A 26,652-nucleotide genomic window follows, 5' to 3' on the forward strand; every position below is an offset into this window, starting at 1 on the left:
CCGGTCAGGGGCTCCTCCGGGCCCGGTCGGCCTCGCCGCCGGCGCCGAGGAGCCCGGTGTGCCGCATCGGGTCCTCGGCCTCCAGCCGGGCCAGTTCCCGGCGGGCCACCCGCAGCACCACCGGGGGCAGCGCGGCACGCGCCGCCTGTGCCAGACGCAGCCAGCGGGGCACGTAGACGGCCGTGCTGCGGTGTTCCACCGCAGCGGCGAGCCGAGCGGCGACCTGCTCCGCCGGGTACAGGCGCCGGGCCGGCGGCGGCATGTGGCCGCGCAGCTCCCGCAGTACGGGATGGCGGTCCGCGTCGCGGATCATGTCGGTGTCGGTCCAGTTCACGTAGCCGATGCCGACGGCGACGCCGTGGTGCGCCACTTCGGCGCGCAGGGAGTGGGCGAAGGCCTCCACGCCCGCCTTGGAGGCGCAGTAGGCGCTCATCATCGGGGCGGCGCCGATCGAGGCCAGTGAGGCGACCTGGAGGTAGTAGCCCTTCGTCGCCAGCAGATCCGGCAGGAAGGCGCGGGCCGTGGCGGCGCTGCCCGTCAGGTTGACGTCGATCACGCGGCGCCACAGGGCCGGGTCCGAGGTGACGAACGGGCCGCCCTCCGCGACACCGGCGTTGGCCACCACGGCGGAGGGGGTGCCGAGGCGTGCCCTGACCCGTTCGGCGGCCCGATCCAGCGCGGCCTCGTCGGTGATGTCGAGCTCGCCCACCCATGTCCGCGTGGGCAGGCTCTCCGCCACCGCTTCCAGCCCGGACCGCTCGTGACCGAGCAGCGCGATCCGGGCACCGCGCCCGGCGAGATCACGGGCCAGGGCCGCGCCGATCCCGCGGGCGGCGCCCGTGACCACGACGGTACGGCCGCGCAGCGGGCCGCCGCTCACCGGACGTCCCCTTCGCCGGGCGGCGGGCCGGTGTCGGGGCGGGCGGTGTGGTCGGGGTGGCCGACGGTCCGGCGGGCCTCCTTCATCTCGGCCTCGTAGAGGTGGTCCCGGCCCTCGGCCAGTTCCTCGACGGCGGCCTGTTCGAGCTCCTTGAACGGGCGGTAGTACGTGGCGTCGTAGGCCTCGACGACCTGGAACGTCCAGTGTCCGGGGATCACGTTGCGGCCCAGCACCTGGGTCCGCACCGTCTCCGCCCAGTCCGGGTGCCCGGCCTTGCGCAGCAGTTCGACCGTCCGGTCGAGTTCGAGGTCGGCGGTGCCGGTGAGCTGGTGGAAGCTGTAGAGGTGGCCGCGGGCCCGCTCGGTCGTCTCCAGTGCCTTCGACAGCGAGCCGAGCGCCTCCACCGTCTCGTCGCTCACGCCTTCGGGGCGCCGGTGGGCGCGGTCGGGGCCGTCGTCGTGTCGGGTCATCGTCCCTCCTCCGTCGGTCGTGGTCGTCGGGTTCGCGCGCGCCGGTCATCCACCGCCGCTGCCGCCCCTGTCGGGTTGCCGGCGGCCGGTGCGGTCGCGGCGGGCCAGCAGCCGCTGTGCCCCGGCCAGGCCCGGCGCGAGGGACCGGCGCAGCGCGGCGCGTGCGGCGTTGGCGCCCGGCGCGCCGTGCACGCCGCCGCCCGGGTGGGCGCCGGCGGACGCCAGGTACAGGCCCTTGACGGGGGTCTCGGGGCGCCCGGTGCCGGGGGCCGGGCGGAAGAACAGCTGCTGGTGCATGGCCGCGGTGCCGCCGTTGATGGCACCGCCGTACAGGTTCCGGTCGAGGGCCTGGAGGGCGGGCGGGGCGAGGACGCGCCGGGCCCGGATCCTGGACCGGAAGCCGGGCGCGAAGCGTTCCACCTGTCGCTCCACGCGGTCGGCCATGAGTTCCCGCTCCTTGGCGTCCCAGGTCCCGGTGAGCGAGTCCTCGCCCGCGTCGCCGGTGACGTCGTGGGGCACGTGGGTGTAGGCCCAGGCGGACTCGGTGCCCCGCGGGGAGCGGGACGGGTCGGCGGTCGTCATCTGGCCGAACAGGCAGAAGGGGCGGTCCGGGACGGTGCCGGTGGCGAGCTGGGCGGCGAAGCGGGTGAGTTCGTCGAGGCCGTCCGCGAGATGGACGGTGCCGGCGCCCGCGGCCTGCTCGCAGCGCCAGGGAACCGGGCCGTCCAGCGCCCAGTCGACCTTGAAGGTGGCGAAGTCCCACTGGAAGCGCCGCAGGTCGTCCAGCAGCTGGGCGGGAACGTCCTCGGGGCCGAGGAGTTCGCGGTACAGGGCGGGCACGGCGACGTCCGCGAGGACGGCGCGGCCGGCCGCGAACGTCTCGCCGTCGGCCGTGCGCACCCCCGCCGCCCGGCCGTCGCGCACGAGGATCCGGTCGACGCGCCTGCCGCAGCGCAGCACCCCGCCGCGCGACTCGAGACGGCGCGTCAGGGCCTGGGTGAGGGCTCCGGCGCCGCCGGCCGGCACGGGGAAGCCGTACGTCTGCCCTAGCATCGTCATCAGCCAGCCGAAGCCGCCGCTGCCCGCGGCCTCCGGTGCCAGGTCGGCGTGGAGGGCGTTCCCGGCCAGCAGCAGTCCTCCGCCCTCGCCCCGGAACTCCTCCTCCGCCATCCGGCGCACCGGCAGGACCAGGGTGCGCGCCATGCGCAGTCCGCCCGTGCCGCGCAGCCTGACGGCCAGCCGGAGCCCGGAGCGGACGGGCGGGAAGGGGGTGAACAGGGCGTCCAGGAGGTCCGGTCGGAGGCCCTCCCACATGTCGTGCAGACGGTGCCAGGCGGCGCCGTCGCCCGGCGCGAAGGCCTCCAGCGAGTCGGCGGTGACGTCGACGCGACGGTCGAGGACCGCGCACCGGCCGTCGCTCAGGGGGTGCGCGACCACGTGCGGGGCGTGGCTCCAGCGCAGCCCGTGACGCTCCAGGTGCAGTCCGGAGACGACCGGGGAGGCGGCGGCGAGCGGGTAGAAGGAGCTGCAGAGGTCGCTGACGAACTCGGGGTCGGCGCCCCGGTCGTGGCGCACGGCACCCCCGGGTTCCGGCTGCTCCTCCAGCACCTCGACGCTCCAGCCGGCGTCGGCGAGCAGGTTGGCCGCGACCAGTCCGTTGGGGCCGGCCCCGATCACCACGGCGTCAGGCACGGGCGCCTCCGTCGTCGGGGACCGGTGACACCACCTGGCCGAGGGGGCGGCGCCGCTCGGCCTCGGCCGCGTCCGCCTCACAGATCTTCGCCAGCCTGGCGAGCATGGCGCGGTGGCGGATCTGGATCAGGGCCTCCACGGCCACGTTGTGCATCGTGCCGCCGACGCCCTTCAGCGGGTGCTCGTCCACGATGACCAGGCAGTGGTCGCCCCAGGGCCGCAGTTCGACGGCGATGCGGGCCGTGCCGAGGGGGCCGGCCTTGGCCTCGAGCTCCAGCGCCTCGCCCGGCACACAGCGCCGGACGACGGTCTCGTTGGACAGGCGCAGGGGCCCGAGCCGCACCTCGAAGCCGATCGCCGAGTCGAGCTGCGGCCAGTGGCCGCGCACCGGTCTCGACGAGGAGGTGCCCACCACCCAGTCCGCGTACCGGGTGCCGTCCTCCAGGACGGCCCAGACGGACTGCGGGCTCGTCCTGATCAGATGATGGCGAACCGCCACTTCGACCTCCCGTGTCCGCGAGTGACGTCAGTCAGCACTGAGTGCCCCTTCTGACCGGGGTCAACCGGCGACTCTGCGTCGGTGCGGGCCGGGGGGTGTTCGCGCGGCCCGGGCGTTTGCGGGGTGTCTCCCCCACTCTCGGCTTCTCCCCCACTCCCGGCTGCGCTCGGGCGGGGGCCCCATCGCCCTGGGGGCGCCTCCCAGGCCCTTCAGGCACTGGGGAAGGCACGACTGCCCGCGGTGAGCGCGGCCGGCGCGTTCGGTGTCAGGGCGTCGTGTCCCGGGTCGGGGCCAGGGCCCAGCGGATGGCTGCGGTGACGGCGGTGCCGAGGGGGCGTACGCAGACGCCCTCGGCCGCGGGTATGCGGGGTAGCCACAGGGCGCGGGAGGCCCAGCCGGGCAGCAGGGACACGGCGTTGGCGGCGAGGACGCCGTACGGCAGCCGGGCGAGCAGCGGGACGGGCGGGCTGAGCAGCAGGAAGCGGGCGGTGGAGCGCGCCTCGGGGGTGGCGCGCAGCTCGCCGCGGTAGGCGGCCAGCCGCTCGGCGAGTCCGGCGCGGTCGACCGGCGGGTCGGGCACGCCGAGCGCGGTGGCGACGCGCGCCATGTCGGCGACGTACGCGTCGCAGCCCTCGTCGTCCAGGGGGCGGGCGCCGTAGCGCTGGTGGGCGCGCAGGAACATGTCGACCTCGGCGATGTGCACCCAGCACAGCAGGCGGGGGTCGGACGCCCGGTACTCCTCGCCGTCGGCGGTGGTGCCGCGCACCGTCTCGTGGACGGCCCGCACCCGGTCGACGGCCCGCTGGGCGCTGTCGGCGGTGCCGTACGTGGTGGCGGCGAGGAAGGTGCTGGTCCGCTGCAGGCGTCCCCAGGGGTCACCGCGGAACCCGGAGTGCCCGGCGACGGCGGCCATGGCCAGCGGGTGGAGCGACTGCAGCAGCAGGGCCGACAGTCCGCCGATGAACATCGACGCGTCCCCGTGCACCCTCCTGACCGGCCGGTCGGGACCGTACCAGCGCGGGCCGGGCGTGCCGTGGATGCGTGCGCGGTTGTCCGGGCCGTCCGGTCCTGCGACCCGGGAGAAGATCGCCTGGCCGATCCGGTCGCGCAGCACCGCGCTGCCTTCCGTCAGCACTCCCATGGCTCGCCCCGCTTCCTCGCGCGCCCCGACGACCCGTCGGCGTCCACGGCCGCACCTGCCCGGTACCCGGCAGGGCGGCTAGGGAACATCGCCCCGCCAGTCGTACACCCGGGCGCCGGCGCCGCGGGGCGCGTACACCGCGCGGCCGCCCGCGCCGTAGCGGCCCAGCTCGGTGGGCAGGCCGACGCCGTGCCTCAGTTCCGTCTCGCTGCGGCCGGTGACGTCCAGCAGCAGACCGTCCAGCGGGCCCCCGGCCAGCTCCACGTACGACCGCCCGGCGCGCGGGCCCGGATCGTCGTGGTCCGCCCCGTAGACCCTGCCGCGCAGGAACTCCAGTTCGTCCATACCGGCAGGGTGGCATCCGGCACTGACAACCGGGGCCTACGCCCCGTCCGCGCCCGCCGCCCAGGGGGGCGGCGTCCGTCCCTCGCTCCAGGCGAGCAGGGCGTCGCGGTTCACGCACACGATGCCGCACTGCTCGGCGTACTCGACGGCCGGCGCGGTGAAGTCGCTGGTGGTGACGACGAGGGCGACGTCCGCCTCGTGGACGGTGAAGCAGGTGCCGCCGAAGCGCTGGAGGTCCTGCGAGCCCACCTTGTTGTCGTCGCCGTAGCGCTTGCACTGGACGACGAGGCGGCGGCCGTCGGGGGTCAGGGCCGTCACGTCGGCGCCCAGGTCCCCCGCTCCCCCGACGACCTCGACCCGCGCGCAGCCGTCCCGCACGCACAGGCCGGCTATCGCCGCCTCGAACGCCTCGGGGCTCAGGGCGTCGTGGTCGATGACCGGGGTGACGGGCGCGACGACGGTGGGGAGGACGTCGTCGTACGCCCCGGCCGGTGCGGGGATCGCGGGCCGGAGCGGGGACGGGACGGGGTCGTCCAGGGCGTCGAGCGCCGTCGACGTGGCCTGTTCCAGGGCCTCACCCGCCCGGCGGGCGATCCTCGCCGCGGACGGCCGCCGCCGTCTGCGTCCGTGGGCCAGCAGGGCCGCGACGGCCACGCACAGCAGGACGACGGCCCACACCGGGCGCCGCTGCACGACCGGGGCCAGCGCGCGCACCGCGAAGCCGGTGACGATCAGGGCCGTGGCGAGCAGGCCGAAGAACATGGCCGTCGCCCGCAGGTCGAAGCGCCTTCCGTGGTGCCTCGGACGTGTACGGCGCTGGGGCATGGTCACCCTGGTGGCTCCTCTCTCGCGGCCGGCAGGACGTGCACCCGGGGTCCACGGGACTCCTGAGGATCACGTACGCCGTCTGCCCCGGATCGGGCCGTTCACCGGCGTGCCGCACATCGGCGCGGGGTAGAGGCGGTGTGTGCTGGCTGCGGCGACCAGGGAGGCGGACGATGGACTGGCGGTACTTCGCGCGGCAGATGGCTTCCATGGCGCGTGACCTCCTGGCCGAGCACACCCTCGACTCGACCCTGGAGCAGATCACGCGCAAGGCGGTGGAGCTCGTCGACGGCTGCGACGCCTCCGGGATCCTCGTGCTGCGGGGGGAGCGGGTGACTTCGCTGGCGCCGACCGCGCAGTTCGTGACCGACAGCGACCACCTCCAGGAGCGCCTGCGCGAAGGGCCCTGCTTCGACGCGGCCCGGCCCGACCGGGCCGAACGCGTCTTCCGCATCCCCGACTTCACCGCGGACCCCGAACGCTGGACGTCCTTCGTGCCGCGCTGCCGGGAGCTCGGGGTGGGCAGCATGATGGGCTTCCTCCTGTACACCCGGGAGGAGGAGCTGGGAGCCCTCAACATGTACTCCCACAAGCCGGGCATGTTCACCGAGGACAGCGAGACGGCCGGCTGGCTGCTGGCCTCCCACGCGGCGGTCGCCTTCTCCACCGCCAGGACCGACGCCCAGCTGCAGGACGCCATCGCCACGCGGCATCTGATCGGGGAGGCGATGGGCATCCTGATGGGCCGCCACCAGGTGACGGAGGACCAGGCCTTCGACCTCCTGCGCACCCGGTCCCAGCGCACCAACACGAAGCTGCGCGAGGTGGCGCGTCAGGTCTGCGAGACGGGCGCCCTGGACCGGTGACCGTCCGGCGGCGGTCGCTCAGCGGCTGCCGGTCCAGCCGTGGGCGACGTCGATCACGAGGCGGCCGTCGAGCTGCAGCACCCGGAACGGCAGCCGCGCCCGCACACCGAGCCCGATCTGGGTCTCGCCCTCGAAGCTGCCGGCGAACCGCGCGTCCCTGAACGTGCGGTACCCGGTGAGGTCCACGCCCGGCAGGGGGCGTCCGGCGCGCGCGGGGTAGGTGGGCTCGCCGCTCTCGGGGGCGTACGAGGGCGCGGCCACCCGCACCTCGAGGACGGCGCCGCCGGAGACGGGGATGTGCCGGCCCGATCCGTCCTGGTGGAGACGGTCGACGTACCGGACGGAGTGGCCGAGGCCGCCGCGCGCGGCACCGGGCAGATCGACGACCATGCGGTCGTGGCAGGCGTGCCGGCCGGTCCTGACGTCCCGTACCGGCGTGGTCGTGCTCTCGGAGGCGGACTTGGGCAGGCTGCCCCAGCCGGTCGGGCACGCCGTGGCCCGGGTGGCCGTCGCCGGGGTGGCGGCGGCCGGGACCGCCGCCGTGGTCAGCGTGGCGCCCACGAGCACGAGGGTCGCGCAGATCATTCTCTTTTGAAGCATTTTCGGCCCCCTGGGCTCGCATCCTTCTGGTATCGGGTGAGACGACCGGGATGCCCCGAAGGTTGCGGCTCCGCCGCGCCGGACCGTCCGGCATGGCACATCCTGGTGGGGAGCGAACGGATGACCCGTGCGTCCGCACCGGGAGGACGCGACATGGATGACGCAGCCGCCGTACCGCGCGGGGAGCGGCCGGCGGACGTGCCCGGCCGCGGCGCCGGGGAGGGCGCGGGAGCGGACGGGCTCCGGACGGCGCGTCCGGCGGGCCGGATCGAGGACGCGCTCGCGGAGCCCGTGGTGGCGGCGGTCCAGGACATCGGCGGGTACGGCGGACTGGTGTACCTGCGCTCGCGGGACCGGCGCTCGCTGGTGCTGTGCGTGGTGGCCGGCGTCCCGCGGTCGCTGCTGATGACCTGGTGGCGGGTGCCCGTGGGCGGCGCGCTGCCCATGTCCGAGGCGTACCGCAGGGGCGAGAGCATGTGGCTGCCGGACGAACGGGCCATGATGCTGCGCTTCCCGCAGTTCACCGCCGCGCTGCCGTACTCGTTCGGCTCCGCCTTCCACCCGGTGCACGTCGACGGCGAACCCGTGGGCGTCCTGTCCGTCCTGCGGTCGGCCGCCCGGGAGCCGGTGGACGAGCGGGCGGTGCGGGCGGCGCTGCACGGCGCGGGGCGGGACATGGAGGAGCGCCTCACCGCGTTCGCCCGCCGGATGCCCGGCAGGGAGGGCGCGGACGCCGTGGCGTACGGCATCGACTACGACGACCAGCCGGTCAGCGTGCGGCTGCCCACGCCGCCCGCCCGGGCCGTGTCGGTCGGCATGGTCGAGTGGGACCTGGACAGCGACCGGTGGTCGGGGGACGACGACGCGCTGTCCCTGCTGGGGGTCGGCCGGGAGGAGTTCGGCGGCAGCATGGCGGAGGTCGAGGGCCGGGTGTCCCCCGAGGACCTGTACGAACTGCGGGCGGGCCGGCGGGAGGCGGCGGACACCGGGCAGATCAGGGGCCGGCGCTTCAGGGTGCTGGACGAGGCCGGGGAGGACGGGCGGATCCGCTACCGGCCGGTCGAACTGTGGGGGCACGTCGTGCGGGCGGAGGGGGCCGCCCGGCTCCTGGTGGGCGCCCTCGTCGACGCGGCCGGCGGGGTCACCGCGGCGGAGGCCGCCGAGCGGCTGCCCGACGGCGTGTTCTCCCTGGACCAGGACGGCCGGGTCGCCTACGCCAACCGCCGCTGCCAGGAACTGCTGGGCTGCGACCTGGAACACATGCTCGGCCACTATCCGTGGGAGGTGCTCACCTGGCTGCGCGATCCGGCCTACGAGGACCGCTACCGGGCGGCGATGCTGTCGCAGGAGCCGGTGTCGTACCTGGTGCAGGACCCGGACGGCGTCTGGCTGGGGTTCGTGCTCTATCCCGAGGTGCACGGGCTGACCGGCCGCGTGTTCCGCACCGGCGCCCCCGCCGGGGCCGAGCCGGGCCGGTCCCCGGCGCCGGCCGGCGGGGACGGCGCGGCGGCGCCCTCGGAGCTGGTCGCGACGGCCCGCGCGGGAGCCCTCTACCACGTCGTGCAGATGGCCAGCGTGCTGACCGAGGCCGTCACCGTCAGGGACGTCTGCCTGGCCGTCGCCGAACAGCTGCTGCCCGCGTTCGGCGCGCAGGAGATCGCCCTGTACACGATCCGCGACAACCGGATGCACCTGCTGTGGGAGTCCGGTTATCCGGAGCACTTCCTCGACAGTTTCGAAGGGGTGCCGCTCAACGCGAACCTGCCCGGTGTGCACGCCCTGACCACCCGGCTCCCGCTCTTCTTCGAGTCACCGGAAGCGCTGGTCAACGCCTACCCCCAGCTCCTCCTGGACCCGATGAACGCCTGGGCGTTCCTGCCGCTGATCGCCTCCGGCCACCCGGTCGGCTCCTGCATCCTCGGCTGGACCGCACCGCACCGGTTCACTCCCGAGGAGCGCACCGCGCTGACCGCGCTGGGCGGTCTGACCGCGCAGGCGCTGGAGCGGGCCCGGCTCTACGACGCGGAGTCCGCCGTCGCACGGGGGCTGCAGGAGGGGCTGCTGCCGCACCGGCTGCCCGCCATCGACCGGATGCTCACCACCGGCCGCTATCTGCCCGGCACCCAGGGCATGGCCATCGGGGGCGACTGGTACGACGTGATCAGGACCGGGCGGGGGGTGGCACTGGTCATCGGCGACGTCGAGGGGCACAGCGTCGGGGCCGCCGCCGTCATGGGGCAGCTGCGCAGCGCGGTGCACGCCTTCGCCGCCAGCGGCCGGCCGCCGCAGGAGGTCATCACCCACACCAACCGGCTGCTGGTGGAGCTGGAGACGGACGTCTTCGCGACCTGCTGCTACATCGAGCTCGACCCGGCCACCGGCCGCGCCCTGGCCGTCCGGGCGGGTCATCCCCCGCCCCTGCTGCGCCACCCCGACGGACACACGGAGAGCCTGGACCTGCCCGGTGGCGTGCTGCTCGGGGTGCTGCCGGAGGCCGTCTACCCGGTCACGGCACTCACCCTGGCCCCCGGCAGTGTCCTCGCGCTGTACACGGACGGGCTCGTCGAGACGCCCGGCGGTGACATCGAGACGGGCATCGGGATGATCCGCCGCTGCCTGGCGCGCAGCCGCACCGACTCGGTCGAGGAGCTCGCCGACCGGCTGATCAGAACGGCCCGCCGGACCGAGGACCGCCCGGACGACGTGGCGCTGCTGCTGACGGCCTACGACTGGCGGCCCGGCCGCTGACCGCCGCCCGCCAGGGGTACGCGCACGCCTCCCGTACCGGCGAAGGCATACGGTGCTCCCGCCCCCGCACCAGGCCTGACGCGCGCAGTGGGCGCATCCACCCGTACGAGGACACGGCGGCCTCACAGGCAGTAGCGCACCAGCCACTCGTCCGGGTCGTAGGCGTCGCGGGCCGGGTCCGGCGCGACGGCCGGGCGTTCCTCGACCATGTCCTCCACCCGGACCGGCTCCGGGAGGCGTCCGAAGCGGGCGTGCCGCACGGTCGCCGCCGCGTCCGTGCCCGTGCCCTCGTGTGTGCGAACCGTCCCCTTGTCCACGGCGACTCCCCTCTCGCGGCCGACCGGCGCTCCCCCTCGGACAGCACCGCGTCCTTGGCGCCAAGTGTCACACACCGGTCACCGAAAGCGTGGCTTCCGTCACAGCCGACCGCGGCCGGTACTGATCAACTCCTCGCATGCGCAGCAACTTCCTCTCCCTTGCCGTCGTCCTCGCCGGCGCCCTGTCGGTCACCGCGTGCGACACGCGTGCCGAGCCGTCTCCGTCCGGTGCCTCCTGCGCGGGGCGGCCCTCCGGCACGGACACCGAGCTGGAACGGGACGGGGTCCGGATCACCGGATTCGACGGCGGAAGCGGGGGCTGCGTCCTGTTCGAGCTCACCCACACGGAAGCCGGGCCCCACACCTACACGGTCACGTTCGACATCCTGTCCGAGGCGGGGAGGGTGCTGTACAACACCGAGGGGACCGTCCAGGACGTGGCTCCGGGCCGGACGGTCCCGGGCAGGGTCTCGCTGAGCGGGTCGATGGCGGGCCCGGGGGACGCGAGCCGGGTACGGATCGCCAAGGTGCGCAGCGTGCCGGCCGACGAGACGCCGTCCCCGGGGGGCCCGTGTCCGGACTCCGGTGTCCGCGTGTACGCGGACGACGCCAACGCCGCCATGGGCCTGCGGGTGGTGTCCGTGCGTCTGGAGAACTGCGGCACCCGGCCCTACTCGCTGCACGGCTATCCCGACGTCCGGCTCTTCGACGAGGACCACGAACCGGTGGACGGTGTCCGGGTCCTGCGCGACGGCGCTTCCGTCGCCGGCGGCACGGGGGCGGACGGCCCGGCCCTGCCGCTCGTGCTGAAGCCGGGTGAGGGTGCCTGGGCCGGCCTGGTGTGGCGCAACACGGTCGAGGCGGGTGCGGCGGTCGACGTCCCCTACGTGCGGGTGCGGGCGAAGTCCGGGGCGGACCCGGTGACGCTCGTCCCCGAACTCGACCTCGGGACGACGGGGAAGCTGGGCGTCGGCCCCTGGAAGAAGGAGGAGGAGTAGCTTCCCCGGAGTAATGGCTTTCCCGGAGGAGCGGCTTCCCGGCCGGATTGGTCCCCGACAACGGGGTGGAAGTGGACCCCTCGGCGGGCCGCCGTTCTTTCTAGCGTCGGTGTCATGAACGCCGTCACCACGCGCGGGGCCCTGCTCGCCGCGCTCGCCTGTGTCCTCGTCGGAGGCTCCTTCACCGCCAACAGCGTCCTCGGCGACTACCCGTACGCGGGCGGTCAGTTCCTGCGGTACGCGCTGGCCTGTCTGCTGCTGATCCCCCTGGCCGGCCGGGGCGCGGCCGCCAGGCTGCGGTCGCTCCCGCCGCGCCTGTGGGCCCGGCTGGCGCTGCTCGCCGCGGTCGGCATGGTCGGGTTCAACCTGGCCGTCCTGGCCGCGGAGCGGACCGCGGAGCCGGCGGTGCCCGGCGTCTTCGTGGGCTGCGCGCCCGTCGTGGTCGCCGTCCTCGTCCCCCTGCTGGACGGCCGGCGGCCGAGGCGGGCGGTGCTGTACGGGGCGTCGGCGGTGGCCGTCGGCGCCTTCACCGTGCAGGGCTGGGGGCGTACGGACGGGGCGGGCCTCGCCTTCTCGCTGTGCGCGCTCGTCGGGGAGGTCGGGTTCGCCGTACTGGCCGTGCCCGTGCTGCGGCCCCTGGGCCCCCGTCTGCTGTCCGCCACGGTGTGCGGCGTCGCCGCGGTCGAGTCGGCGGCGGCCGGGCTGCTGCTCGACGGGTCCGCGTGGCTGCGCCGCCCGGACGGCGTCGAGGCGACGGCGCTGCTGTGGCAGGCGGTGGTGGTCACCGTCGTCGGCTTCGTGTGCTGGTACATGGGCATGCAGCGGATCGGTGCCGAACGGGCCACCCTGTTCTCCGGTCTGATCCCGGTGGCGGCCGCGTGCACCGCGCCGCTCGTCGGCACCGGCTCCTACGGTGCGTCCCAGGCGGTGGGCAGCGCCCTGGTCGGCGCCGGGGTCGCCCTGGGGTCCGGCGCGCTGGGTGTGCCGGCGGGCCTGCGCCGGTTCCGCGCCGCCCTGCCCGAACGAGGCCGCTCCTCCACGGCCGCCGAACCGGACGCCCTGGCCGACGCCCCCAGCCGCTGAGCCCGCGGCCTCCCGCTCCTGCTCCGCATCGGTGCGGAGGGGGAGGGAAACACGGGGCGGCAGGACCCGGGCCGGGTCCTGCCGCCGTTCATGTGCCGCGTCGGGTCAGGCCCCGCGCCTCACGCTCCGCAGGACGAAGAATCCGAAGATCACCAGCACTCCGCCCAGCGCGGCGGGCCAGAGCTGGGCCCCGGTCTCGGCGAGGCTGCCGGTCTCGGCCTGCGCCTCGGTCCCGTCCTCGGACCCGAGCTCCGGGAGACTGCCGGGCACCTCGGCGGCCTGGGCCGCCTGGCCGCCCTCGTCGTTGCCGCCCTTGTCGCCGACCTGGTTCCCGATGTCGGCGTCCTCGGCCGGGGTGGAAGCCTTCACATCGGGCTGCTCGGGCCGGGCTGCGCCGTCGCCCTCAGCGGGCTCCTCGCCCTCCGCGGGCTCCTCGGCGGCCGGGGGCTCCTCGGCGGCCGGGGGATCCGACGGCTGCTCCTGCCCGCCGTCGCCCTGGTTGCCGTCGTCGCCGGGCTTGTCGCCGCCGTCGCCCTGGTTGCCGCCGTCGCTGCCCTGGCCCGGGTCGCCGGGCGTGGCCGTGGGCTCCTCCGGCTGCTGGGGCTCCTCACCCGGCTCGCCGCCGCCGTTGCCGCCGCCGTCGTTGCCGCCGCCGGCACCGCAGGTGCGGCCCTCGTTGATGCAGTCGACCATCTCGTTCATCAGGTCCTCGTCGAAGACGTTGATGAAGTCACCGTGGTCCGTGATCGGCTTGTGCAGCTGCTCCGGGAAGGAGTCCACCGCGAACAGCGGAGTCGTCCTGCCACCGTCGTCGAGGCTCGGTGCGTCGACGTCGTAGACGATGCGCTGCACCAGCTGCGGCACCGGCTTGAAGCCGGACGGGCAGGCGCCCTCGGCGTCCGCGAACGCCATGTGCGTACGGTGGTTGGCGCTGTCGATGTTGCGGCCGTCCCAGCAGCTCTGGAAGTCGAACGTGCGCACCACGTCACTGCCCTGCGGGCACAGCGGGTACTTGTCCGTCAGCTGCCGGTCCTCGAAGCCGGTGCAGCTCCAGGAGGCGTTGGCGTTGGCGGGGCCGTTGACGAACGACTTGGCGTCGCCGGTGATGATGCGCAGCAGCCGGGGCATGGCGGTGACCTCGCCCCGCGGGTTGCCCTCGAAGGTCAGCGTGACCTCCTTGGGCGTGACGATCTCACCGACGTTGCCCTCGATGCCGCCGCCCGGGGACTGGGCGTCCTGCTCCTCGGTGCCGTTCTGCAGCCGCAGCACGGGCCAGTAGTACGACGACCTGTCGCCCTGGTCCGCGCAGCTGGTGTCCGCCCGCGCCAGGTCTTCGTCGCTGGAGAAGGCGTTGGTGGCCTGGTTGCCGATGTAGTCGTGGAAGTGGTGGGCGCCGTTGCCGACACCCGGGGCGGCGATCACGTTGTCCGAGTTGAACAGGCCGTTCTCGTTGACGCCGCACTCGCTGGTGAAGGTGCCGCGGGAGGCGTTGCCCGTCTGCCGCGGCTCGGTGACGTTGGGCTGGACGCTCTCGATGTCGACGTAGTCGCCGGCGACGGGCCCGTTGCCGGCCTGACCGCCGTTTCCGCCCTGGCCCTGACCTTGCTGGCCCTGACCTTGCTGGTCCTGGCCCTGCTGGCCCTGACCTTGCTGATCCTGGCCGTCGCCTCCGTCACCCGCCTGCTCGCCCTCGTCGCCGGCGCCCTCGTCACCGGCGTCCTCCTGCCCGGCGTCCGGCTGTGCGGCGTTGCCGGACTCGCGCACGGCACAGGCGGCGAGCTCCTCGAGGCCGGCGGGCCGGTCGCCGGCCCGGTCGATGGCGGTCGCGATGCGCGCGAGGGTCGCGGAACGCTTCTCCTCGAGCGGCCCGGCGACCGCGTCGTCCGCGAAGCCCGGGTCCTGCCGGAGAGCCTCGGCCGACTCCCCGAGCCTCTTGTAGGCATCGGCGATCTGCGCGTCGAGCGCGGCGAGTTCCTTGTCGACCTCCGCCCGCGCCTCCTGCGGCACCGACGTCAGCTCGGTGGCCACGTCCGGGCAGTCGATCGTGGCGCCCGAGAGGACCCGGCCGCCGCCCGGCGCGCCCTCCTCCGTCGCGGAAGCGTAGACGTTGGCCGCCATCATCCCGCCTCCGCCCAGGATCAGGGCGAAGGCGGCGAGCGTCGCGCGCTGTTTGGGGCGTCTGCGTGTGTTGCGTGCCAAGGCGGTACTCCTACGCTTCTGTCGCGGGGGGTGGGCAGGGGATTCCCACGCCCCATACGCAGGCGGACCGCCGCGCGTTCAAAGGCCTCACGGATTCTTCGCGGAATCTCAGAGAACCCCGGTCCCGTACGCACCGGTCCCCGCCGGACTCGTGCGGCCCGGCGGGGACTTGGGGACGGGAGCGGTCAAGTGCCGGTGAATCAGCCGAAGTTCACGTCACTGCACAGGAAGTACGTCTGGTCCATGTGCGAGGCCTGCCAGATCGTGTAGACGACGTGGCGGCCGCTGAGGCCGGAGGTGCTCACCGGGATCGAGTAGTTCTGGCTGGGCGCGTACGAGCCGGTGCGGGCCAGCTGCCGGAGGTCGTCCCAGCCCAGCTGCTCGGTGGTGGGGTCGAAGCCCTGCCGGGTGACGTAGACGAGGAAGTAGTCCGCGCCGTGGCCGGCCTGGTCGTACAGCTTGACGGTGAAGTCGTCGTCCACGTTCGTCGTCTTCCAGGCGCCCACCGCGTCGAGGGAGTCGTAGCGCCCGCCCTCGGCGTGTCCGCCGCTGCACAGCCGGCCGTCGGGGACGACGGCCTGGAAGTTGCCGGCGGAGCCGTTGCGGTAGAGGCCGTTCCAGTTCCACATGGCGTTGGGGTCGTCCTGCCACGCCTGCCAGCACATCGGGTCTTCCTGGGCCATCGCCGGGTTCTGGAAGTCGCTCCCCCAGCGCTGCCAGCAGCCGTAGTTGCGGGACGCGGGGTCGATCACCGAGCCGTGGGCGACGGCGGTACCGCTCCAGGGGATCAGACAGAGCAGCGCGGCGACGGCCACGGTCAGGGCGAGCGACAGACGGGACCGGAGCGACACAACGTCATGAACATGACAAACCATGGATTCCCTCTTTCCGCTGTGGGGGTCGCGGGGATGCGGGCGCGCCCCCACGGCCGCCATGGGAGCGCTCCCAGTGCACAGGCTGCGCCCGCCGAAGCGGAGCAGCAATGCGCGTTCGCGCCACTTCCGCGCGGGCGGTGGCGCATTCGATGCGTTCGACGGAGACCGGTACCGGCCCCTCAGAGCCCGTCGAGATCGTGCGTCGTACGGCCGAGGCAGACGGCCGAGTCGTCCATCGAGGTGTCGATCTCCTCGAAGCCCATGCGGTCGTAGAAGGCCCGGGCGGGCTTGTTGGCCGCCGCCATGACGAGGTGGACGGACGGCACTCCCCCGTCCCGCAGGGCCTCGAGGAAGGTCCGCATCAGCCGCCGTCCGTGACCACGCCCCTGCCAGTCGGGCAGCAGGTCGATGTGCAGGTGGGCCGGCCAGGCGGCCAGTTCCGGGAGGATCATCCGCTCGGGGTGGTGCAGGAGCCGGGCGATCACCTCGTCCGGGGTGGCCGGCGGGCCGGACGGCTCGGGGTGGCGGTCGGCCACCAGGGGCAGCCAGGCGGTGCGGAAGGCCCTGGCGAAGCGGACGGTGTCGGCGGTGCCCACGATGTAGCCGACCGCCCGGCCCCGGCCGTCGTCCAGCACGAAGGCCAGTTCCGGCTCCAGATGGACGTAGGGCGCGGCGAAGGTGTCGGGGAAGACGGTGGGGTCGGTGTAGTGGGGGCGGCTGTCCTGGCCGTTGTGCGCGGTGCGGATGCAGATGTCGTCGAGGGCCGGCCGGTCCTCGCGGCGGTACGGGCGGATCCTGGGGGACTCGGTCATGCTGGGCATCCTGCCCACTTGGGAGCGCTCCCACAACCCCTTTCCGGCCGGGCCGGGCTCCGGTTTCCCGGCTTAGCCCGCCGGCCCCTGGTTACCCGGGAGACATGAAGCTGCATATCCCGGGGCGGAACGGCCCGCGGACCGACGAGAGCGCGACGGACGAGTCCCGTCCGGGTTACGGGAGCGACGCGGCGGCGGACGAGCCCGGGCCCAGTGACGAGGTGGAGCGGGCGGCACCGGACACGCCGGGCAAGCTGCCGAAAGGAGCGTGGGGCGCGGCGCTGAAAGGCAGCGTGCGCGAGTTCAAGGACGACGAGCTCACCGACCGGGCCGCCGCCCTGACGTACTACGGCGTGCTGGCGCTGTTCCCGGCGCTGCTGGCCCTGGTGTCGGTCCTGGGCCTCACCGGCAGGTCCACCACGGACAAGGTGCTGGAGAACCTCCAGGAGCTCACCGCCCCCGGTGCGGCCCGCGACATCCTCACCCAGGCGGTGCAGCAGTTGCAGGGCAGGGCGGGCATCGGGTCGATCGTGGCGATCGTCGGTCTGGTGCTGGCCGTCTGGTCGGCGTCGGGTTACGTGGCGGCGTTCATGCGCGCGGCGAACGCGGTCTACGACATGCCCGAGGGCCGCCCGGTGTGGAAGGTGCTGCCGGTACGGCTCGGGGTGACGGTCGCCCTGATGGTGATGGCCGTGATCAGTGCGCTGATCGTGGTCTTCACCGGCGGGCTGGCCCGTCAGGCGGGCGACCTGCTCGGCCTCGGCGACACCGCGCTGACCGTGTGGTCGCTCGCCAAGTGGCCAGTGCTGGTCGTCCTGGTCGTGATCATGATCGCACTGCTGTACTGGGCGGCTCCGAACGCCAGGGTCAAGGGGTTCCGGTGGATCACTCCGGGCAGTTTCCTCGCGCTGGTGATCTGGCTGATCGCCTCCGCCGGGTTCGCCCTGTACGTGGCCAACTTCGGGTCGTACAACAAGACGTACGGCACGATGGCCGGCGTCATCGTGTTCCTGATCTGGCTGTGGATCACCAATCTGGCCATCCTGCTGGGGCTGGAGTTCGACGCGGAGATCGCCCGGCAGCGGGCCATCGCCGGGGGCCACCCGCCCGAGGCGGAGCCGTACACGCAGCCGCGCGACACCCGGGCCTGGGACGAGCAGGACCGGCGGCGCATGGACGAGACCTGACGGTGCCGTCGGCGGGGCTCAGTCCATCAGGCCCGCGGCGACCGTGGCGCCCAGCTCCCAGCACCGCTCGACGGCGGCCCGGTCCGGTTCGCCGGTGACGGTCACGCCGTCGGCGGCGCGCCGCCAGCCGAGGCCCGTCGCGATCGACTCGATGCCCCGCACCGCGCCCGTGACGTCGTTCCCGCCGTGCACGTAGTAACCGAAGGGCCGGCCCCGGGTGGTGTCCAGGCAGGGGTAGTAGACCTGGTCGAAGAAGTGCTTGAGCGCGCCCGACATGTAGCCGAGGTTCGCCGGGGTGCCGAGGAGGTAGCCGTCGGCGTCCAGGACGTCGGCGGCGGTGGCGGACAGCGCCGCCCGCCGCACCACCCGGACACCCTCGATCTCCTCGGTGGTGGCGCCCGAGAGGACGGCCTCGAACATCGCCTGGCAGTTCGGCGAGGGCGTGTGGTGGACGATCAGCAGAGTCGGCACGCCCCGACCCTGCCGTGCCGGTCCGCGTGCCCGCAAGCCGCCACGGGCGGTGTCCCGTTGTGACGGCGGGACGGGGATGACACGATGCCCCGCATCGGTACGTGGAGACGGGGTGCGTCTTGGTCGACGAGGGTCACGGGTCACCGGCGGCGGCGGTGTTCGACGCGCTGGGCGGCGAGTACGAGAAGGCGTTCGCCTCCTCGCCGGCGCACCGGGCGTCGCTGGACCGGCTGCTCGAGGGGCTGGCGCCCGGCAGCAGGGTGCTGGACGTGGGCAGCGGCACGGGCCGCCCCACGGCCGCCGCGCTCACCGGGGCCGGCCACCGGGTGCTGGGCGTCGACGTGTCCCCGGTGATGGTGCAGATCGCCTCCCGGCAGGTGCCCGGAGCGGAGTTCCGGTGCGCCGACATCCGACGGATGCCGCTCGAGGACGGTTCGTTCGACGCGGTCTGCGTGTACTTCGCGCTGCTGCAGATGTCCCGTGCGGAGCAGTCGGAGCTGGTGCGCCGGCTGGCGCGGGCGCTGCGGCCGGGCGGCCTGCTGGCGCTGGCCACCGTGCCGCTGGACGTCGAGGGGTTCGAGGGCGTCTTCATGGGACAGGACGTGCGCGTCACCAGTTTCGCGGCCGAGGACGTCGTCGCCCTCGTGCGGGCGGCGGGCCTGGCGGTGGAGTCGCAGGAGAGCGTGATGTTCACCCCGGCCCATCCCGACGCCCGGCCGGAGCCGCAGCTCTTCCTGCACTGCCGCCGCGAGGAGGCGTGACCCCCGGCCGGCCCTCGGCCGGCCGGGGTGACGGATCGTCAGGAATGATCGGCGCCGGATCAGGTACCCGTCTTCCGTTCCCCATCGGAAAGCGAGGTAGCCGACGCATGTCGCAGGTAGAGGAATCGATCGAGGTCGACGTCCCGGTCCGCACCGCCTACAACCAGTGGACCCAGTTCGAGAGCTTCCCGGAGTTCATGGGCGGCGTGGAACGCATCGAGCAGCGCAGTGACACGCTGACCCACTGGGTGACCAAGGTCGGGGGCGTGGAGCGGGAGTTCGACGCCGAGATCACCGAGCAGATCCCGGACGAGCGCGTCGCCTGGACCACGGTCGACGGCGAGGCGCGGCAGGCCGGGGTCGTCACCTTCCACCGGGTGCGGGACACCACCACCAAGGTGATGCTGCAGATGGACTTCGACCCGCAGGGGATGACCGAGAACGTGGGCGACAAGCTCGGCTTCGTCAAGCGGCAGGTCGGCGGGGACCTGAAGCGGTTCAAGGAGTTCATCGAGCGGCGCGGTCTGGAGACGGGCGCCTGGCGCGGCGAGGTCTGACCTCCGCGGGGCGGCGCCGTCCGGGCGCCGCCCCGCACTCCGTCGTCCCGGTCCCCTCCGGCACGGCGGCCCCCGCGGTCCCGGCCTTCGGGCCGGGACCGCGGCCGTCCGCGGCAGGGGCTTCGGCCCGCACCGCGCGCCCCGGAGACCTGGCGGCCGAAGCCGCCGGACACGGCCGCCGCGGTCCCAGCGGCCACGGCGGTGACCGCCCCGCCCCGGCATTCCCTCAGCCCGGCATTCCTTCAGCCCGTCATGCGCCTCAGCCCGTCATGCGCCTGCGCCACGACGGTTCGACCCGGCGCCACTCGGCCTCCCACTCGGCCAGGCGCCGCAGTCGCAGCCGGGCGCGGACGAGCCATCCGCCGAGCAGGACCGCTCCCCCGGCGGCGACAGCGACCGTGGCACCGGCCATGACGGTCTGGAACCGTGCTTCCGCGCCGTCGGGCGGTGCGGAGACCAGCCGGCCCGCGGGGTCCGTCCACACGGTGACCCCGGCGCCCGCCGGGCTCCCCGGATCGACCTCGGCCCGGCCCGTGCGGCCGGTGCCGTCGGGGGCGGTCCACCGCACCTTGGCCCATACGCCGCCGTCCCCGTTCTCCGTCACCGGCGCGGACAGCCCGGCGGCGTCCTCGGCCAGTACGGCGGGGACGGGGGTGGTCCGCTCCCGGCGTTCGGCGAGCGACCCGTCCACGGCCGCGGCCGCCGCCAGCCCGGAGAACGCCCCGAGCAGCAGGGCGAGGAGGAGTGTGACGAGCACCAGCCAGGCCTCGGCCAGATCACTGCGGCGGCGCAGCGGGTTCCTCCGCCACCGCCACAACCGCACCCTCCGGGACCTCGTACCCTGCGTCCTCGCCATCGGAGGTCACCTCCTCGCGCGGGTGACGAACGGCGCCTCACTCCAGGGTGGACCCGACCGCCCCGTTCCCGCACGGACCGGAAGCCCCGTTCCCGCACGGACCGGACGGCCCGGTCCGGCCGCTGCCCGTCAGACCGTCGGGTGCACGGGCACCACCTCGTGCTGCGGGACGCCGAGGACGACCTTGAGCGCCCCGGTCTCGGCGGCGTTGCCGAAGACGTCGTAGGCCTCCTGCATGTGGTCGAGCGGGAACGTGTGGGTGACCAGCCGGCGGGTGGGCAGCCGGCCGGCGGCCGCCATCCGCAGCAGGGTGGGGGTGGAGCGGGTGTCGACGAGCCCGGTGGTGATGGTGACGTTCCTGGCCCACAGGTCCTCGAGGTGCAGGGTGGCGGGTGCGCCGTGCACACCGACGTTGGCGAGGTGTCCGCCGGGCCGCACGATGCGGGCGCACAGTTCGAAGGTCTCCGGAACACCCACCGCCTCGATGACCACGTCCGCGCCGAGCCCGCCGGTGAGGTCCTCGACCAGTTGCTCGGGGGTCTCGTCCGCGTCGGCCACGGCGTCGGCGCCGAACTCCTTCGCCGCCTGCAGCCGTGCGGCGGCCGGATCGACGGCGACGATACGCTCGGGCGCGAACAGCCGGGCGGTGGCGATCGCGGCGAGGCCGACGGGCCCGGCGCCGACCACGACGACCGTGTCACCGGGGCGCACCCGCCCGTTGAGCACGCCCACCTCGTAGGCGGTGGGGAAGATGTCGGCCAGCAGTACGGCGTCCTCGCCCGCGACGGCGCCGGGCAGCGGGTGCACGGAGAGGTCGGCGTACGGGACGCGTACGTACTCGGCCTGGGTGCCGTCGACGAGGTGGCCGAGGATCCAGCCCCCGCCGCCCCGGCACTGGCCGTACACGCTCTCGCGGCAGTAGCCGCAGCGCCCGCAGGCGGTGATGCAGGAGACCAGGACGCGGTCCCCGGGGCGCACGGTGCGGACGTCGCCGCCGGTCTCGACGATCTCGCCGACCGCCTCGTGGCCCAGGACGGTGCCCGGACGGACCCCGGGCACGTCGCCCTTGAGGATGTGCAGGTCCGTGCCGCAGACGGTGACGGCGTCGACGCGCACGATGGCGTCGCCGGGTTCCTCGACGGCCGGGTCGGGAACCTCCTCCCAGGCGGACTGCCCGGGGCCGTGGAAGACGTAGCCCTTCATGCCGATCCTCACCCTTCTCGCTCGGCGGCGGGCTTCGGCGCCGGGAGCGCGTCCGCCCGGGTCGGCGGGGGCTCCGAGTGAGCGCCGGGAACGCCCCCCACTTCCAGTCTGGGCGCAGGACGCCGGATCCGCTCGGGCCGGACGGCCCCCCTGTCACGCCGTCGGGGCGGCCCCGTGATTCCGCACCCCGCGCTGCCCGGATGTCCGAGCCTTCTCCCGCCCCCGCCGCCCCTTCCCGTCCCGTCCCCGGGGCTCCGCCCCCGGACCCCGTGCGCGGTCCCCCGCGCCCCTGGGGGATCAGGCCACCGGGCGGGCGATGCCGGTGTCCAGGAAGTGGCGGGTCCGGCCGGCGGAGTCGCCGAGTCGCAGGACGAGGCGGGACACGGCGTCGTACAGGTGCCGTACCGCTTCGAGGCGTTCCAGGCGCGGGGCGAGGGCCGACAGGGTGATGGCCAGGGCGACGCCCGCCCAGGCGACGGGGCCGAGCGGGGCGCAGCCGAAGAAGTGGCTGACGCCCGGCGTCTGGACGAGGGCGGCGAGCACGGCCGCGGAGCCCAGGGCCGTCACCCACACCAGGGGGCTCCGGCGGCGCCCGGAGAGGGTCTGCGCCAGCTGGGCGCCGACCACCCCGCACAGGGCCATCGTGGTGGAGCGGCGTTCGGTGCCGGGGGTGAGGCGGCCGATCAGATAGGCGGTGACCGCGCCGAGGCAGGTGGTGATGCCCCGGCGCCGGATGGAGCGCAGCAGGGGCGCGCCCAGGACGTCGAGGCCCATCGGGCCGCTCGCGGCGTGCGCCGCCGTCGACGGGTCGTCGCTCGGTGTCACCGCCACCGCCATGGCGGGGAACATGTCGGTGAGCAGGTTGACCAGGAGCAGCTGACGGGTCGACAGCGGTGAGGACCCGGCGAGCAGGGTGCCCAGCACGCTGAAGCCGACCTCGCCCGCGTTGCCGCCGATGAGGATGCTGACCGCGTCGGCGACGCTGCGCCACAGCGCGCGGCCCTCGCCGACGGCGTCCACCAGGACGGACAGGTCACCGGTGGTGAGCACCAGGTCGGCGGCGTTGCGGGCGGCGGCGGAGCCGCGGGCCTCGATGCCGACGCCCACGTCGGCGGCGCGGATGGCGGCGGCGTCGTTGGCCCCGTCGCCCGCCATCGCCACCACCCGGCCGGCCTGTTGCAGGGCCTCCACGACGTGCAGCTTCTGCTCGGGGGCGACCCGGGCGACGACTCCGGCACCGTGCAGCGCGCGCACCCGCTCCGAGCGGCCCATGGCGACCAGGTCGTCCCCGGTGACCACCTCCGTCTCCTCGGGCCAGCCCAGTTGCAGGGCGATGGCGCGGGCGGTCTCCGGGTGGTCGCCGGTGAGCATGACGGGCAGGATGCCGGTCCGGCGCAGTGCGGTGAGCAGCTCCCGCGAGGTGTCGCGCGGCACGTCGGCGAGGGCGATCAGGCCGGCGAACTCCAGGTCCGCGAGGCCGGCGTCGAGTTCGGCGTCCGCGTCGGACCCCCGGCACGGGCGCCGGGCGACGGCGAGGACGCGCAGTCCCTGGCCCGCCAGGGTGTGGGCGGTGCCGGCCGCCTCCTCGGGAAGGTCCCGACAGGCGGGGAGCACCGTCTCGGGAGCCCCCTTGACGACGAGGAGCGCGGCGCCGCCGTCCCGGCCGACGGCCGCCGCGTAGCCGCGGCTGGCCTCGAAGGCCAGTTCGCCGTCGGCACTCCAGCCGGTGTCGGGCGGAGCCACGTCGAGGACGGCCTCGTCGGTGGCGTGGGCGACCCGGCGTCCCTCGCCGGTCTCCTCCTGCGGGCAGGCGCGCGCGGCGAGCCGTACGACCGGTACGGCGTCCTCGGCGTCCGGGGCGAGGACGGTGCCGTCGGCGGTGGCCACCCGGACCAGCCGGAGCCGGTTCTCGGTGAGGGTGCCGGTCTTGTCGAAGCAGACGGTGTCGACCCGGCCGAGCGCCTCCAGGGTGCGCGGGGTGCGGACCAGCACACCCCGCCGGGAGAGCCGGCGGGCGGCGGCCATCTGGGCGACGGTCGCGACCAGCGGCAGCCCCTCGGGGACTGCGGCGACGGCCACGGCGACACCGCCGCTGACGGCACGCCGTATCGGACTGCCGCGCAGCAGGGACAGGCCGGTCACCAGCGCACCGCCGGTGAGGGTCACCGGGAGGGCCTTGCGGGTCAGCTCCTGCAGCCGCGCCTGGACGCCGGCGGGCGGCGGGGTGCGGGCGGCCAGGGCGACGGCGCGGCCCGCCTCGGTGCGGTCGCCGGTGTCCACGACGAGCGCGTCGGCGCGGCCGGCCACGACGGTGGTGCCCTCGAAGACCATGCAGGTCCGCTGGGCGACCGGGGCGCCCGGGGTCGCTTCCACGCCCTTGGTCACGGGCAGCGACTCGCCGGTGAGCGACGACTCGTCGACCTCCAGCCCGTCCGTCTCCAGCAGCCGTGCGTCCGCCGGTACGACGTCGCCGGCGCCGAGACCGATCCGGTCCCCCGGCCGCAGCCGGGCGGCGTCGACGGTGACCGTGCGGTCGCGGGTGACCTGCCGGCGGGCCTTGGGCCGCTGGTGGGCGGCGAGCTGGGCCAGCGCCCGTTCGGCGCGCAACCGCTGGAGGCCGCCCGCCACCGCGTTGATGTCCATGGCCCCGACGACGAGCAGCGCGTCGACGAGCGAGCCGAGCAGCGCCGAGGCGAGCGCCCCGGTGGCCAGGACCGGTGTGAGCGGGTCGTCGAGCTCGCGGCGGACGGCGCCGGCCGCCTGCCAGGTCCAGCGGGCGGGGGCGGCCGCGGGCGTGCGGGCGAGCCGCGCGGCCCGCTGCCGGGAGCGTTCGGCGAGCAGGGCGAGTCCGCCGGGTTCGGCGTCGGCGCGGGTGTCGCTCAGCAGCTCGCGTGCCTCGTGCGGTTCCAGGGCGTGCCAGGGCACGTGCAGCCGGGGCTCGGGCGGCGTGGCGCGGGCCACGCGCAGGCCTTCCGTCCAGCCGGTGAGCAGGGCGCCCGCCGCCGCGACGTTCACCGGGGCGTGCCGGGTGAGCCGCTGCCACAGCCGACCGCCGGGTGTGCCGCCGCGGGCCACCATCAGCCCGGACAGGGCGGCGCCGGCCCGGGCCAGGGTCTGCGAGCGGCGGCCGACCCGGCGGGCCGCCGGGACGGCCGTCAGCAGGCGCCAGACGTCGGCCAGTCCGTTCGGGGCGAGCGCGTCGGCGCCCCAGGCGAGCGCCGAGCGCGCGTCCGTGAGGGCGATCGCCACGTCGCCGGCGGGCAGTCCGGCCGCCATGTCGTCGCCGCCGTGCGCGGCCACGCGGGCGACGCTCACCACGATGTGCCCGTCGTTCTGCAGCGCCCGTACGACGTCGCCGAACGGCAGGTCGGCGGGGGCGACCTCGTCGGCGAGGCGGGTGATGTCCTTCAGGTCGGAGCCGCCGGTGACCACGACGTGCAGCCCGGCCCGGCGGGCCGCGTCGAGGACCGCTTCGGCGTAGGGGTCGACGGGGTCCTCGAACACCGCGGGCGCGCCGTCGGCGGGCCGCGCCCGGCCGCGCAGGGCGTCGGCGTGCAGGACCAGGGAGTCGGCGATCTCCAGCTGCCGCAGCCGGTCGGCGCTGCGGACCAGGACCCCGAACCGGGCGAGATGGGTGCCGAGGAACGCGTCGAAGGCGGCGGGGCCGTAGCGCGCCGCCTTGGGGGATCCGGCGAGGACGGCCTCGGCCGCCTCCCTGGTGTCGTGGGTGACGAGGAGGGTGGCGACGGCGCCCGCGACACTGCCGGTGCCGGCGTGCGCCGCGTACGCCTGGGCGGGCGTCACCCGCAGGGGCGGGCGGGTGTCGGCGGGGCAGGGGATGCTGGTGCGCCGTTCGAGGCAGACGTCGTCGTGCAGGGCCTCGAAGGCGGCGGCCCGGGCTGTCGCCTCGGTCAGCTGGCCGGTGCGCACCAGCCCGTCGAGCACCAGGGACACGGGGGACTGTCCGGCGCCGTGCGTGGCGGCGTTGGCGGCGGCGAGGAGGAGGTCCATGCCGCTGCGGCCGAACCGCTGCCGCAGCAGGGCGCGGAAGCGGGGGTTCTCGCGCAGCAGGGTGACGGCGGCGGTGACCGCCTTGGGACTGGGCGGCAGGCGCAGCGACCGGCCCGCCAGGGCGCCGGCCGCGCCGGCGGCGTCCAGCAGCAGCGCGGTGGCGGCGACCCGTACCTCGCGGGGGTCGCCGGGGTGGGCCGTGTCGTCCTCCTCCTCGGGGCCGGCGTCCTCGGTCAGTCCGAGGCGGGCGGCGAGCGCGACGGCCCGCTCGGTCACGCGGTCGCCGGCCGCGTCCGTCACGGCGGTCACCACGAGCCGGGACAGTCCCTCGTCCCAGTACGCCGTCAGCACGTCGGGGTGGTCGAGCAGTTCGGCGGCGACCTTGCGGGCGAGCGGGGCGGTGGCGCCGCCCGGGTGCCGCAGGGCCAGGTGGACGTGGTGTCCGGCCCGCCAGTGCCGGCCGCCGTCGAGGGCGTTGCGGGCGACGTGGCCGAGGCGGCGCGTCGTGGCGTGGACGGACGTCATGCCCTGTGCGGTGCCGCGGGCGGCGCCTGCGGCGGCTCCCGCCACGGCCCCGGCGAGGGGGGCGACGTCGAAGCGTGTGAGCATCTGTGGGAGTCCCGTTGATCGTGGCTCAGCCGGTGTGCCGGGCGTCGCGCGACTGCCCGGTCGCGGTGCCCGGGTCCGGGCCGGGGGCGAGGTCCGCGCCGTGGTGCCGGGTGGCACCGGCGACCTGTTTCAGGGCCGAGGCGGTGGCGGTGTCGCCCACCTTGGCGGGCTGTTCGCGCACGGAGGGCTGCGCCCGGCCGTCGCGGTTGCGGGAGGGGGCGAGCCGGTCGCCGGGGCCCGCGGACGCCCGGTCGTCGGGCGTGCCGCTCCCGGCCGGTGCCCCGTGGTGTCCGTCCGCACCGTCCGGTGGCTTCGCGCCCTGCCCGCCGTCGGGCCGCTGCGCGGGGCGCGGCCGGGTGAGCCAGGCGACGGCCGCGCCGGTCAGCGCCACCGGCCACTCGACGACGCCGGCCACCCCGAGCACCCCGGCTCCGGCGTAGACGGCCATCCGGCGCCCGCTCGGGGACACCGCGCCGATCGCGTCCAGGGCGCCACCGGCCACTTTTCCCACCTGCTGCGCGCCCGGCAGATGCCGCAGGCCCGAGGCGACGGCCCGCAGGGGTTGCGGAAGATCAGACGGACGAGACGTGTCCTGCTCCATGTCGGCCTCCACGAGCGAGCCCCTCACGGGCACTCATCACCTTCCC

At 75.0% G+C, this 26,652-nt stretch carries 24 protein-coding genes; 7 read left to right on the forward strand and 17 right to left on the reverse strand.

Annotated features, from left to right (window positions below; translation table 11 throughout):
• Window positions 1-4: 4 nt before the first annotated feature.
• The 7 genes from AB0A94_RS16595 to AB0A94_RS16625 all read right to left on the reverse strand — a co-directional run bounded on the left by AB0A94_RS16595 (window position 5) and on the right by AB0A94_RS16625 (window position 5,858).
• Window positions 5-880 carry an SDR family oxidoreductase gene (locus tag AB0A94_RS16595; RefSeq protein ID WP_361744855.1) on the reverse strand — a complete coding sequence of 292 codons (876 nt, stop codon included), beginning with the start codon at window positions 878-880 and terminating at the stop codon, window positions 5-7.
• A complete protein-coding gene (locus AB0A94_RS16600) occupies window positions 877-1,350 on the reverse strand; it encodes a hypothetical protein (protein WP_361744857.1) in 474 nt (157 codons plus the stop codon). The genes AB0A94_RS16595 and AB0A94_RS16600 overlap by 4 nt, the downstream gene beginning before the upstream one ends.
• A 45-nt stretch (window positions 1,351-1,395) precedes the next feature.
• Window positions 1,396-3,042 carry an NAD(P)/FAD-dependent oxidoreductase gene (locus tag AB0A94_RS16605; RefSeq protein ID WP_361744859.1) on the reverse strand — a complete coding sequence of 549 codons (1,647 nt, stop codon included), beginning with the start codon at window positions 3,040-3,042 and terminating at the stop codon, window positions 1,396-1,398.
• Window positions 3,035-3,541, reverse strand: a complete 507-nt coding sequence (locus AB0A94_RS16610; protein ID WP_361744861.1) for an SRPBCC family protein — start codon at window positions 3,539-3,541, stop codon at window positions 3,035-3,037. Before AB0A94_RS16610 ends, AB0A94_RS16605 begins: the two co-directional genes overlap by 8 nt.
• Window positions 3,542-3,806: 265 nt before the next feature.
• Window positions 3,807-4,682 (reverse strand): oxygenase MpaB family protein, encoded by an 876-nt coding sequence (locus AB0A94_RS16615; RefSeq protein WP_361744863.1) that lies wholly within the window; start codon window positions 4,680-4,682, stop codon window positions 3,807-3,809.
• Between the two features lie 78 nt (window positions 4,683-4,760).
• A complete protein-coding gene (locus AB0A94_RS16620; protein WP_361744865.1) occupies window positions 4,761-5,027 on the reverse strand; it encodes a hypothetical protein in 267 nt (88 codons plus the stop codon).
• Window positions 5,028-5,063: 36 nt separating this feature from the next.
• Window positions 5,064-5,858, reverse strand: coding sequence for a restriction endonuclease (locus AB0A94_RS16625; RefSeq protein WP_361744867.1), 795 nt, complete (start codon window positions 5,856-5,858; stop codon window positions 5,064-5,066).
• Between the two features lie 167 nt (window positions 5,859-6,025).
• Between AB0A94_RS16625 and AB0A94_RS16630 the strand changes: the two genes are divergently transcribed.
• Window positions 6,026-6,718, forward strand: coding sequence for a GAF and ANTAR domain-containing protein (locus AB0A94_RS16630; RefSeq protein WP_361744868.1), 693 nt, complete (start codon window positions 6,026-6,028; stop codon window positions 6,716-6,718).
• 18 nt (window positions 6,719-6,736) lie between these two features.
• Here the strand turns inward: AB0A94_RS16630 and AB0A94_RS16635 are convergent, their stop codons facing one another.
• Window positions 6,737-7,318, reverse strand: a complete 582-nt coding sequence (locus AB0A94_RS16635; protein ID WP_361744870.1) for a hypothetical protein — start codon at window positions 7,316-7,318, stop codon at window positions 6,737-6,739.
• Window positions 7,319-7,471: 153 nt separating this feature from the next.
• On the opposite strand from AB0A94_RS16635, the gene AB0A94_RS16640 reads away from it, so the two are divergent.
• Window positions 7,472-10,066, forward strand: coding sequence for a SpoIIE family protein phosphatase (locus tag AB0A94_RS16640; protein ID WP_361744872.1), 2,595 nt, complete (start codon window positions 7,472-7,474; stop codon window positions 10,064-10,066).
• 122 nt (window positions 10,067-10,188) lie between these two features.
• Here AB0A94_RS16640 and AB0A94_RS16645 read toward each other — a convergent pair whose 3' ends face one another.
• Entirely contained in the window at window positions 10,189-10,383 is a 195-nt protein-coding gene (locus AB0A94_RS16645; protein ID WP_361744874.1) for a hypothetical protein, read from the reverse strand.
• A 137-nt stretch (window positions 10,384-10,520) separates the two neighbouring features.
• On the opposite strand from AB0A94_RS16645, the gene AB0A94_RS16650 reads away from it, so the two are divergent.
• Both AB0A94_RS16650 and AB0A94_RS16655 read left to right on the forward strand, forming a co-directional pair.
• Entirely contained in the window at window positions 10,521-11,381 is an 861-nt protein-coding gene (locus AB0A94_RS16650) for a DUF4232 domain-containing protein (protein ID WP_361744876.1), read from the forward strand.
• Window positions 11,382-11,495: 114 nt separating this feature from the next.
• Window positions 11,496-12,464, forward strand: coding sequence for a DMT family transporter (locus tag AB0A94_RS16655; protein WP_361744878.1), 969 nt, complete (start codon window positions 11,496-11,498; stop codon window positions 12,462-12,464).
• A gap of 105 nt (window positions 12,465-12,569) precedes the next feature.
• Here the strand turns inward: AB0A94_RS16655 and AB0A94_RS16660 are convergent, their stop codons facing one another.
• The 3 genes from AB0A94_RS16660 to AB0A94_RS16670 all read right to left on the reverse strand — a co-directional run bounded on the left by AB0A94_RS16660 (window position 12,570) and on the right by AB0A94_RS16670 (window position 16,350).
• On the reverse strand, window positions 12,570-14,582 hold the full coding sequence (locus AB0A94_RS16660; protein WP_361744984.1) for a DUF1996 domain-containing protein: 2,013 nt from the start codon (window positions 14,580-14,582) through the stop codon (window positions 12,570-12,572).
• Between the two features lie 281 nt (window positions 14,583-14,863).
• Entirely contained in the window at window positions 14,864-15,538 is a 675-nt protein-coding gene (locus tag AB0A94_RS16665; RefSeq protein ID WP_361744880.1) for a lytic polysaccharide monooxygenase auxiliary activity family 9 protein, read from the reverse strand.
• 179 nt (window positions 15,539-15,717) lie between these two features.
• Window positions 15,718-16,350 (reverse strand): GNAT family N-acetyltransferase, encoded by a 633-nt coding sequence (locus tag AB0A94_RS16670; RefSeq protein ID WP_361744882.1) that lies wholly within the window; start codon window positions 16,348-16,350, stop codon window positions 15,718-15,720.
• A 104-nt stretch (window positions 16,351-16,454) separates the two neighbouring features.
• Between AB0A94_RS16670 and AB0A94_RS16675 the strand changes: the two genes are divergently transcribed.
• Window positions 16,455-17,537, forward strand: a complete 1,083-nt coding sequence (locus AB0A94_RS16675) for a YihY/virulence factor BrkB family protein (protein WP_361744884.1) — start codon at window positions 16,455-16,457, stop codon at window positions 17,535-17,537.
• A gap of 18 nt (window positions 17,538-17,555) precedes the next feature.
• Here the strand turns inward: AB0A94_RS16675 and AB0A94_RS16680 are convergent, their stop codons facing one another.
• The gene (locus tag AB0A94_RS16680) at window positions 17,556-18,008 is read right to left on the reverse strand and encodes a flavodoxin family protein (RefSeq protein WP_361744886.1); all 453 of its coding nucleotides are present in this window, start codon (window positions 18,006-18,008) and stop codon (window positions 17,556-17,558) included.
• A 119-nt stretch (window positions 18,009-18,127) separates the two neighbouring features.
• On the opposite strand from AB0A94_RS16680, the gene AB0A94_RS16685 reads away from it, so the two are divergent.
• Complete coding sequence (locus tag AB0A94_RS16685; protein ID WP_361744888.1) at window positions 18,128-18,769, forward strand: class I SAM-dependent methyltransferase; 642 nt, start codon at window positions 18,128-18,130, stop codon at window positions 18,767-18,769.
• A gap of 107 nt (window positions 18,770-18,876) precedes the next feature.
• On the forward strand, window positions 18,877-19,326 hold the full coding sequence (locus AB0A94_RS16690; protein WP_361744890.1) for an SRPBCC family protein: 450 nt from the start codon (window positions 18,877-18,879) through the stop codon (window positions 19,324-19,326).
• Between the two features lie 259 nt (window positions 19,327-19,585).
• Here AB0A94_RS16690 and AB0A94_RS16695 read toward each other — a convergent pair whose 3' ends face one another.
• The 4 genes from AB0A94_RS16695 to AB0A94_RS16710 all read right to left on the reverse strand — a co-directional run bounded on the left by AB0A94_RS16695 (window position 19,586) and on the right by AB0A94_RS16710 (window position 26,606).
• Complete coding sequence (locus AB0A94_RS16695; protein WP_361744892.1) at window positions 19,586-20,182, reverse strand: hypothetical protein; 597 nt, start codon at window positions 20,180-20,182, stop codon at window positions 19,586-19,588.
• A gap of 129 nt (window positions 20,183-20,311) precedes the next feature.
• Window positions 20,312-21,385 (reverse strand): alcohol dehydrogenase catalytic domain-containing protein, encoded by a 1,074-nt coding sequence (locus AB0A94_RS16700; RefSeq protein ID WP_361744894.1) that lies wholly within the window; start codon window positions 21,383-21,385, stop codon window positions 20,312-20,314.
• A 297-nt stretch (window positions 21,386-21,682) separates the two neighbouring features.
• Entirely contained in the window at window positions 21,683-26,005 is a 4,323-nt protein-coding gene (locus AB0A94_RS16705; RefSeq protein ID WP_361744896.1) for a cation-translocating P-type ATPase, read from the reverse strand.
• Between the two features lie 25 nt (window positions 26,006-26,030).
• Window positions 26,031-26,606 carry a hypothetical protein gene (locus AB0A94_RS16710; RefSeq protein WP_361744986.1) on the reverse strand — a complete coding sequence of 192 codons (576 nt, stop codon included), beginning with the start codon at window positions 26,604-26,606 and terminating at the stop codon, window positions 26,031-26,033.
• Between the last annotated feature and the right edge of the window lie 46 nt (window positions 26,607-26,652).

The sequence above is a fragment of the Streptomyces sp. NPDC044984 genome (genome assembly GCF_040646935.1).
In the GTDB taxonomy this organism is placed as follows: domain Bacteria; phylum Actinomycetota; class Actinomycetes; order Streptomycetales; family Streptomycetaceae; genus Streptomyces.

Excerpts from the sequence above, each read along its gene's own strand:
- AB0A94_RS16600 (WP_361744857.1), bottom strand. The coding sequence starts at position 1,350 with ATGACCCGACACGACGACGGCCCCGACCGCGCCCACCGGCGCCCCGAA.
- AB0A94_RS16615 (WP_361744863.1), bottom strand. The coding sequence starts at position 4,682 with ATGGGAGTGCTGACGGAAGGCAGCGCGGTGCTGCGCGACCGGATCGGC.
- AB0A94_RS16620 (WP_361744865.1), bottom strand. The coding sequence starts at position 5,027 with ATGGACGAACTGGAGTTCCTGCGCGGCAGGGTCTACGGGGCGGACCAC.
- AB0A94_RS16630 (WP_361744868.1), top strand. The coding sequence starts at position 6,026 with ATGGACTGGCGGTACTTCGCGCGGCAGATGGCTTCCATGGCGCGTGAC.
- AB0A94_RS16635 (WP_361744870.1), bottom strand. The coding sequence starts at position 7,318 with ATGCTTCAAAAGAGAATGATCTGCGCGACCCTCGTGCTCGTGGGCGCC.
- AB0A94_RS16640 (WP_361744872.1), top strand. The coding sequence starts at position 7,472 with ATGGATGACGCAGCCGCCGTACCGCGCGGGGAGCGGCCGGCGGACGTG.
- AB0A94_RS16650 (WP_361744876.1), top strand. The coding sequence starts at position 10,521 with ATGCGCAGCAACTTCCTCTCCCTTGCCGTCGTCCTCGCCGGCGCCCTG.
- AB0A94_RS16655 (WP_361744878.1), top strand. The coding sequence starts at position 11,496 with ATGAACGCCGTCACCACGCGCGGGGCCCTGCTCGCCGCGCTCGCCTGT.
- AB0A94_RS16660 (WP_361744984.1), bottom strand. The coding sequence starts at position 14,582 with ATGGCGGCCAACGTCTACGCTTCCGCGACGGAGGAGGGCGCGCCGGGC.
- AB0A94_RS16665 (WP_361744880.1), bottom strand. The coding sequence starts at position 15,538 with ATGGTTTGTCATGTTCATGACGTTGTGTCGCTCCGGTCCCGTCTGTCG.
- AB0A94_RS16670 (WP_361744882.1), bottom strand. The coding sequence starts at position 16,350 with ATGACCGAGTCCCCCAGGATCCGCCCGTACCGCCGCGAGGACCGGCCG.
- AB0A94_RS16675 (WP_361744884.1), top strand. The coding sequence starts at position 16,455 with ATGAAGCTGCATATCCCGGGGCGGAACGGCCCGCGGACCGACGAGAGC.
- AB0A94_RS16690 (WP_361744890.1), top strand. The coding sequence starts at position 18,877 with ATGTCGCAGGTAGAGGAATCGATCGAGGTCGACGTCCCGGTCCGCACC.
- AB0A94_RS16695 (WP_361744892.1), bottom strand. The coding sequence starts at position 20,182 with ATGGCGAGGACGCAGGGTACGAGGTCCCGGAGGGTGCGGTTGTGGCGG.
- AB0A94_RS16700 (WP_361744894.1), bottom strand. The coding sequence starts at position 21,385 with ATGAAGGGCTACGTCTTCCACGGCCCCGGGCAGTCCGCCTGGGAGGAG.
- AB0A94_RS16705 (WP_361744896.1), bottom strand. The coding sequence starts at position 26,005 with ATGCTCACACGCTTCGACGTCGCCCCCCTCGCCGGGGCCGTGGCGGGA.
- AB0A94_RS16710 (WP_361744986.1), bottom strand. The coding sequence starts at position 26,606 with ATGGAGCAGGACACGTCTCGTCCGTCTGATCTTCCGCAACCCCTGCGG.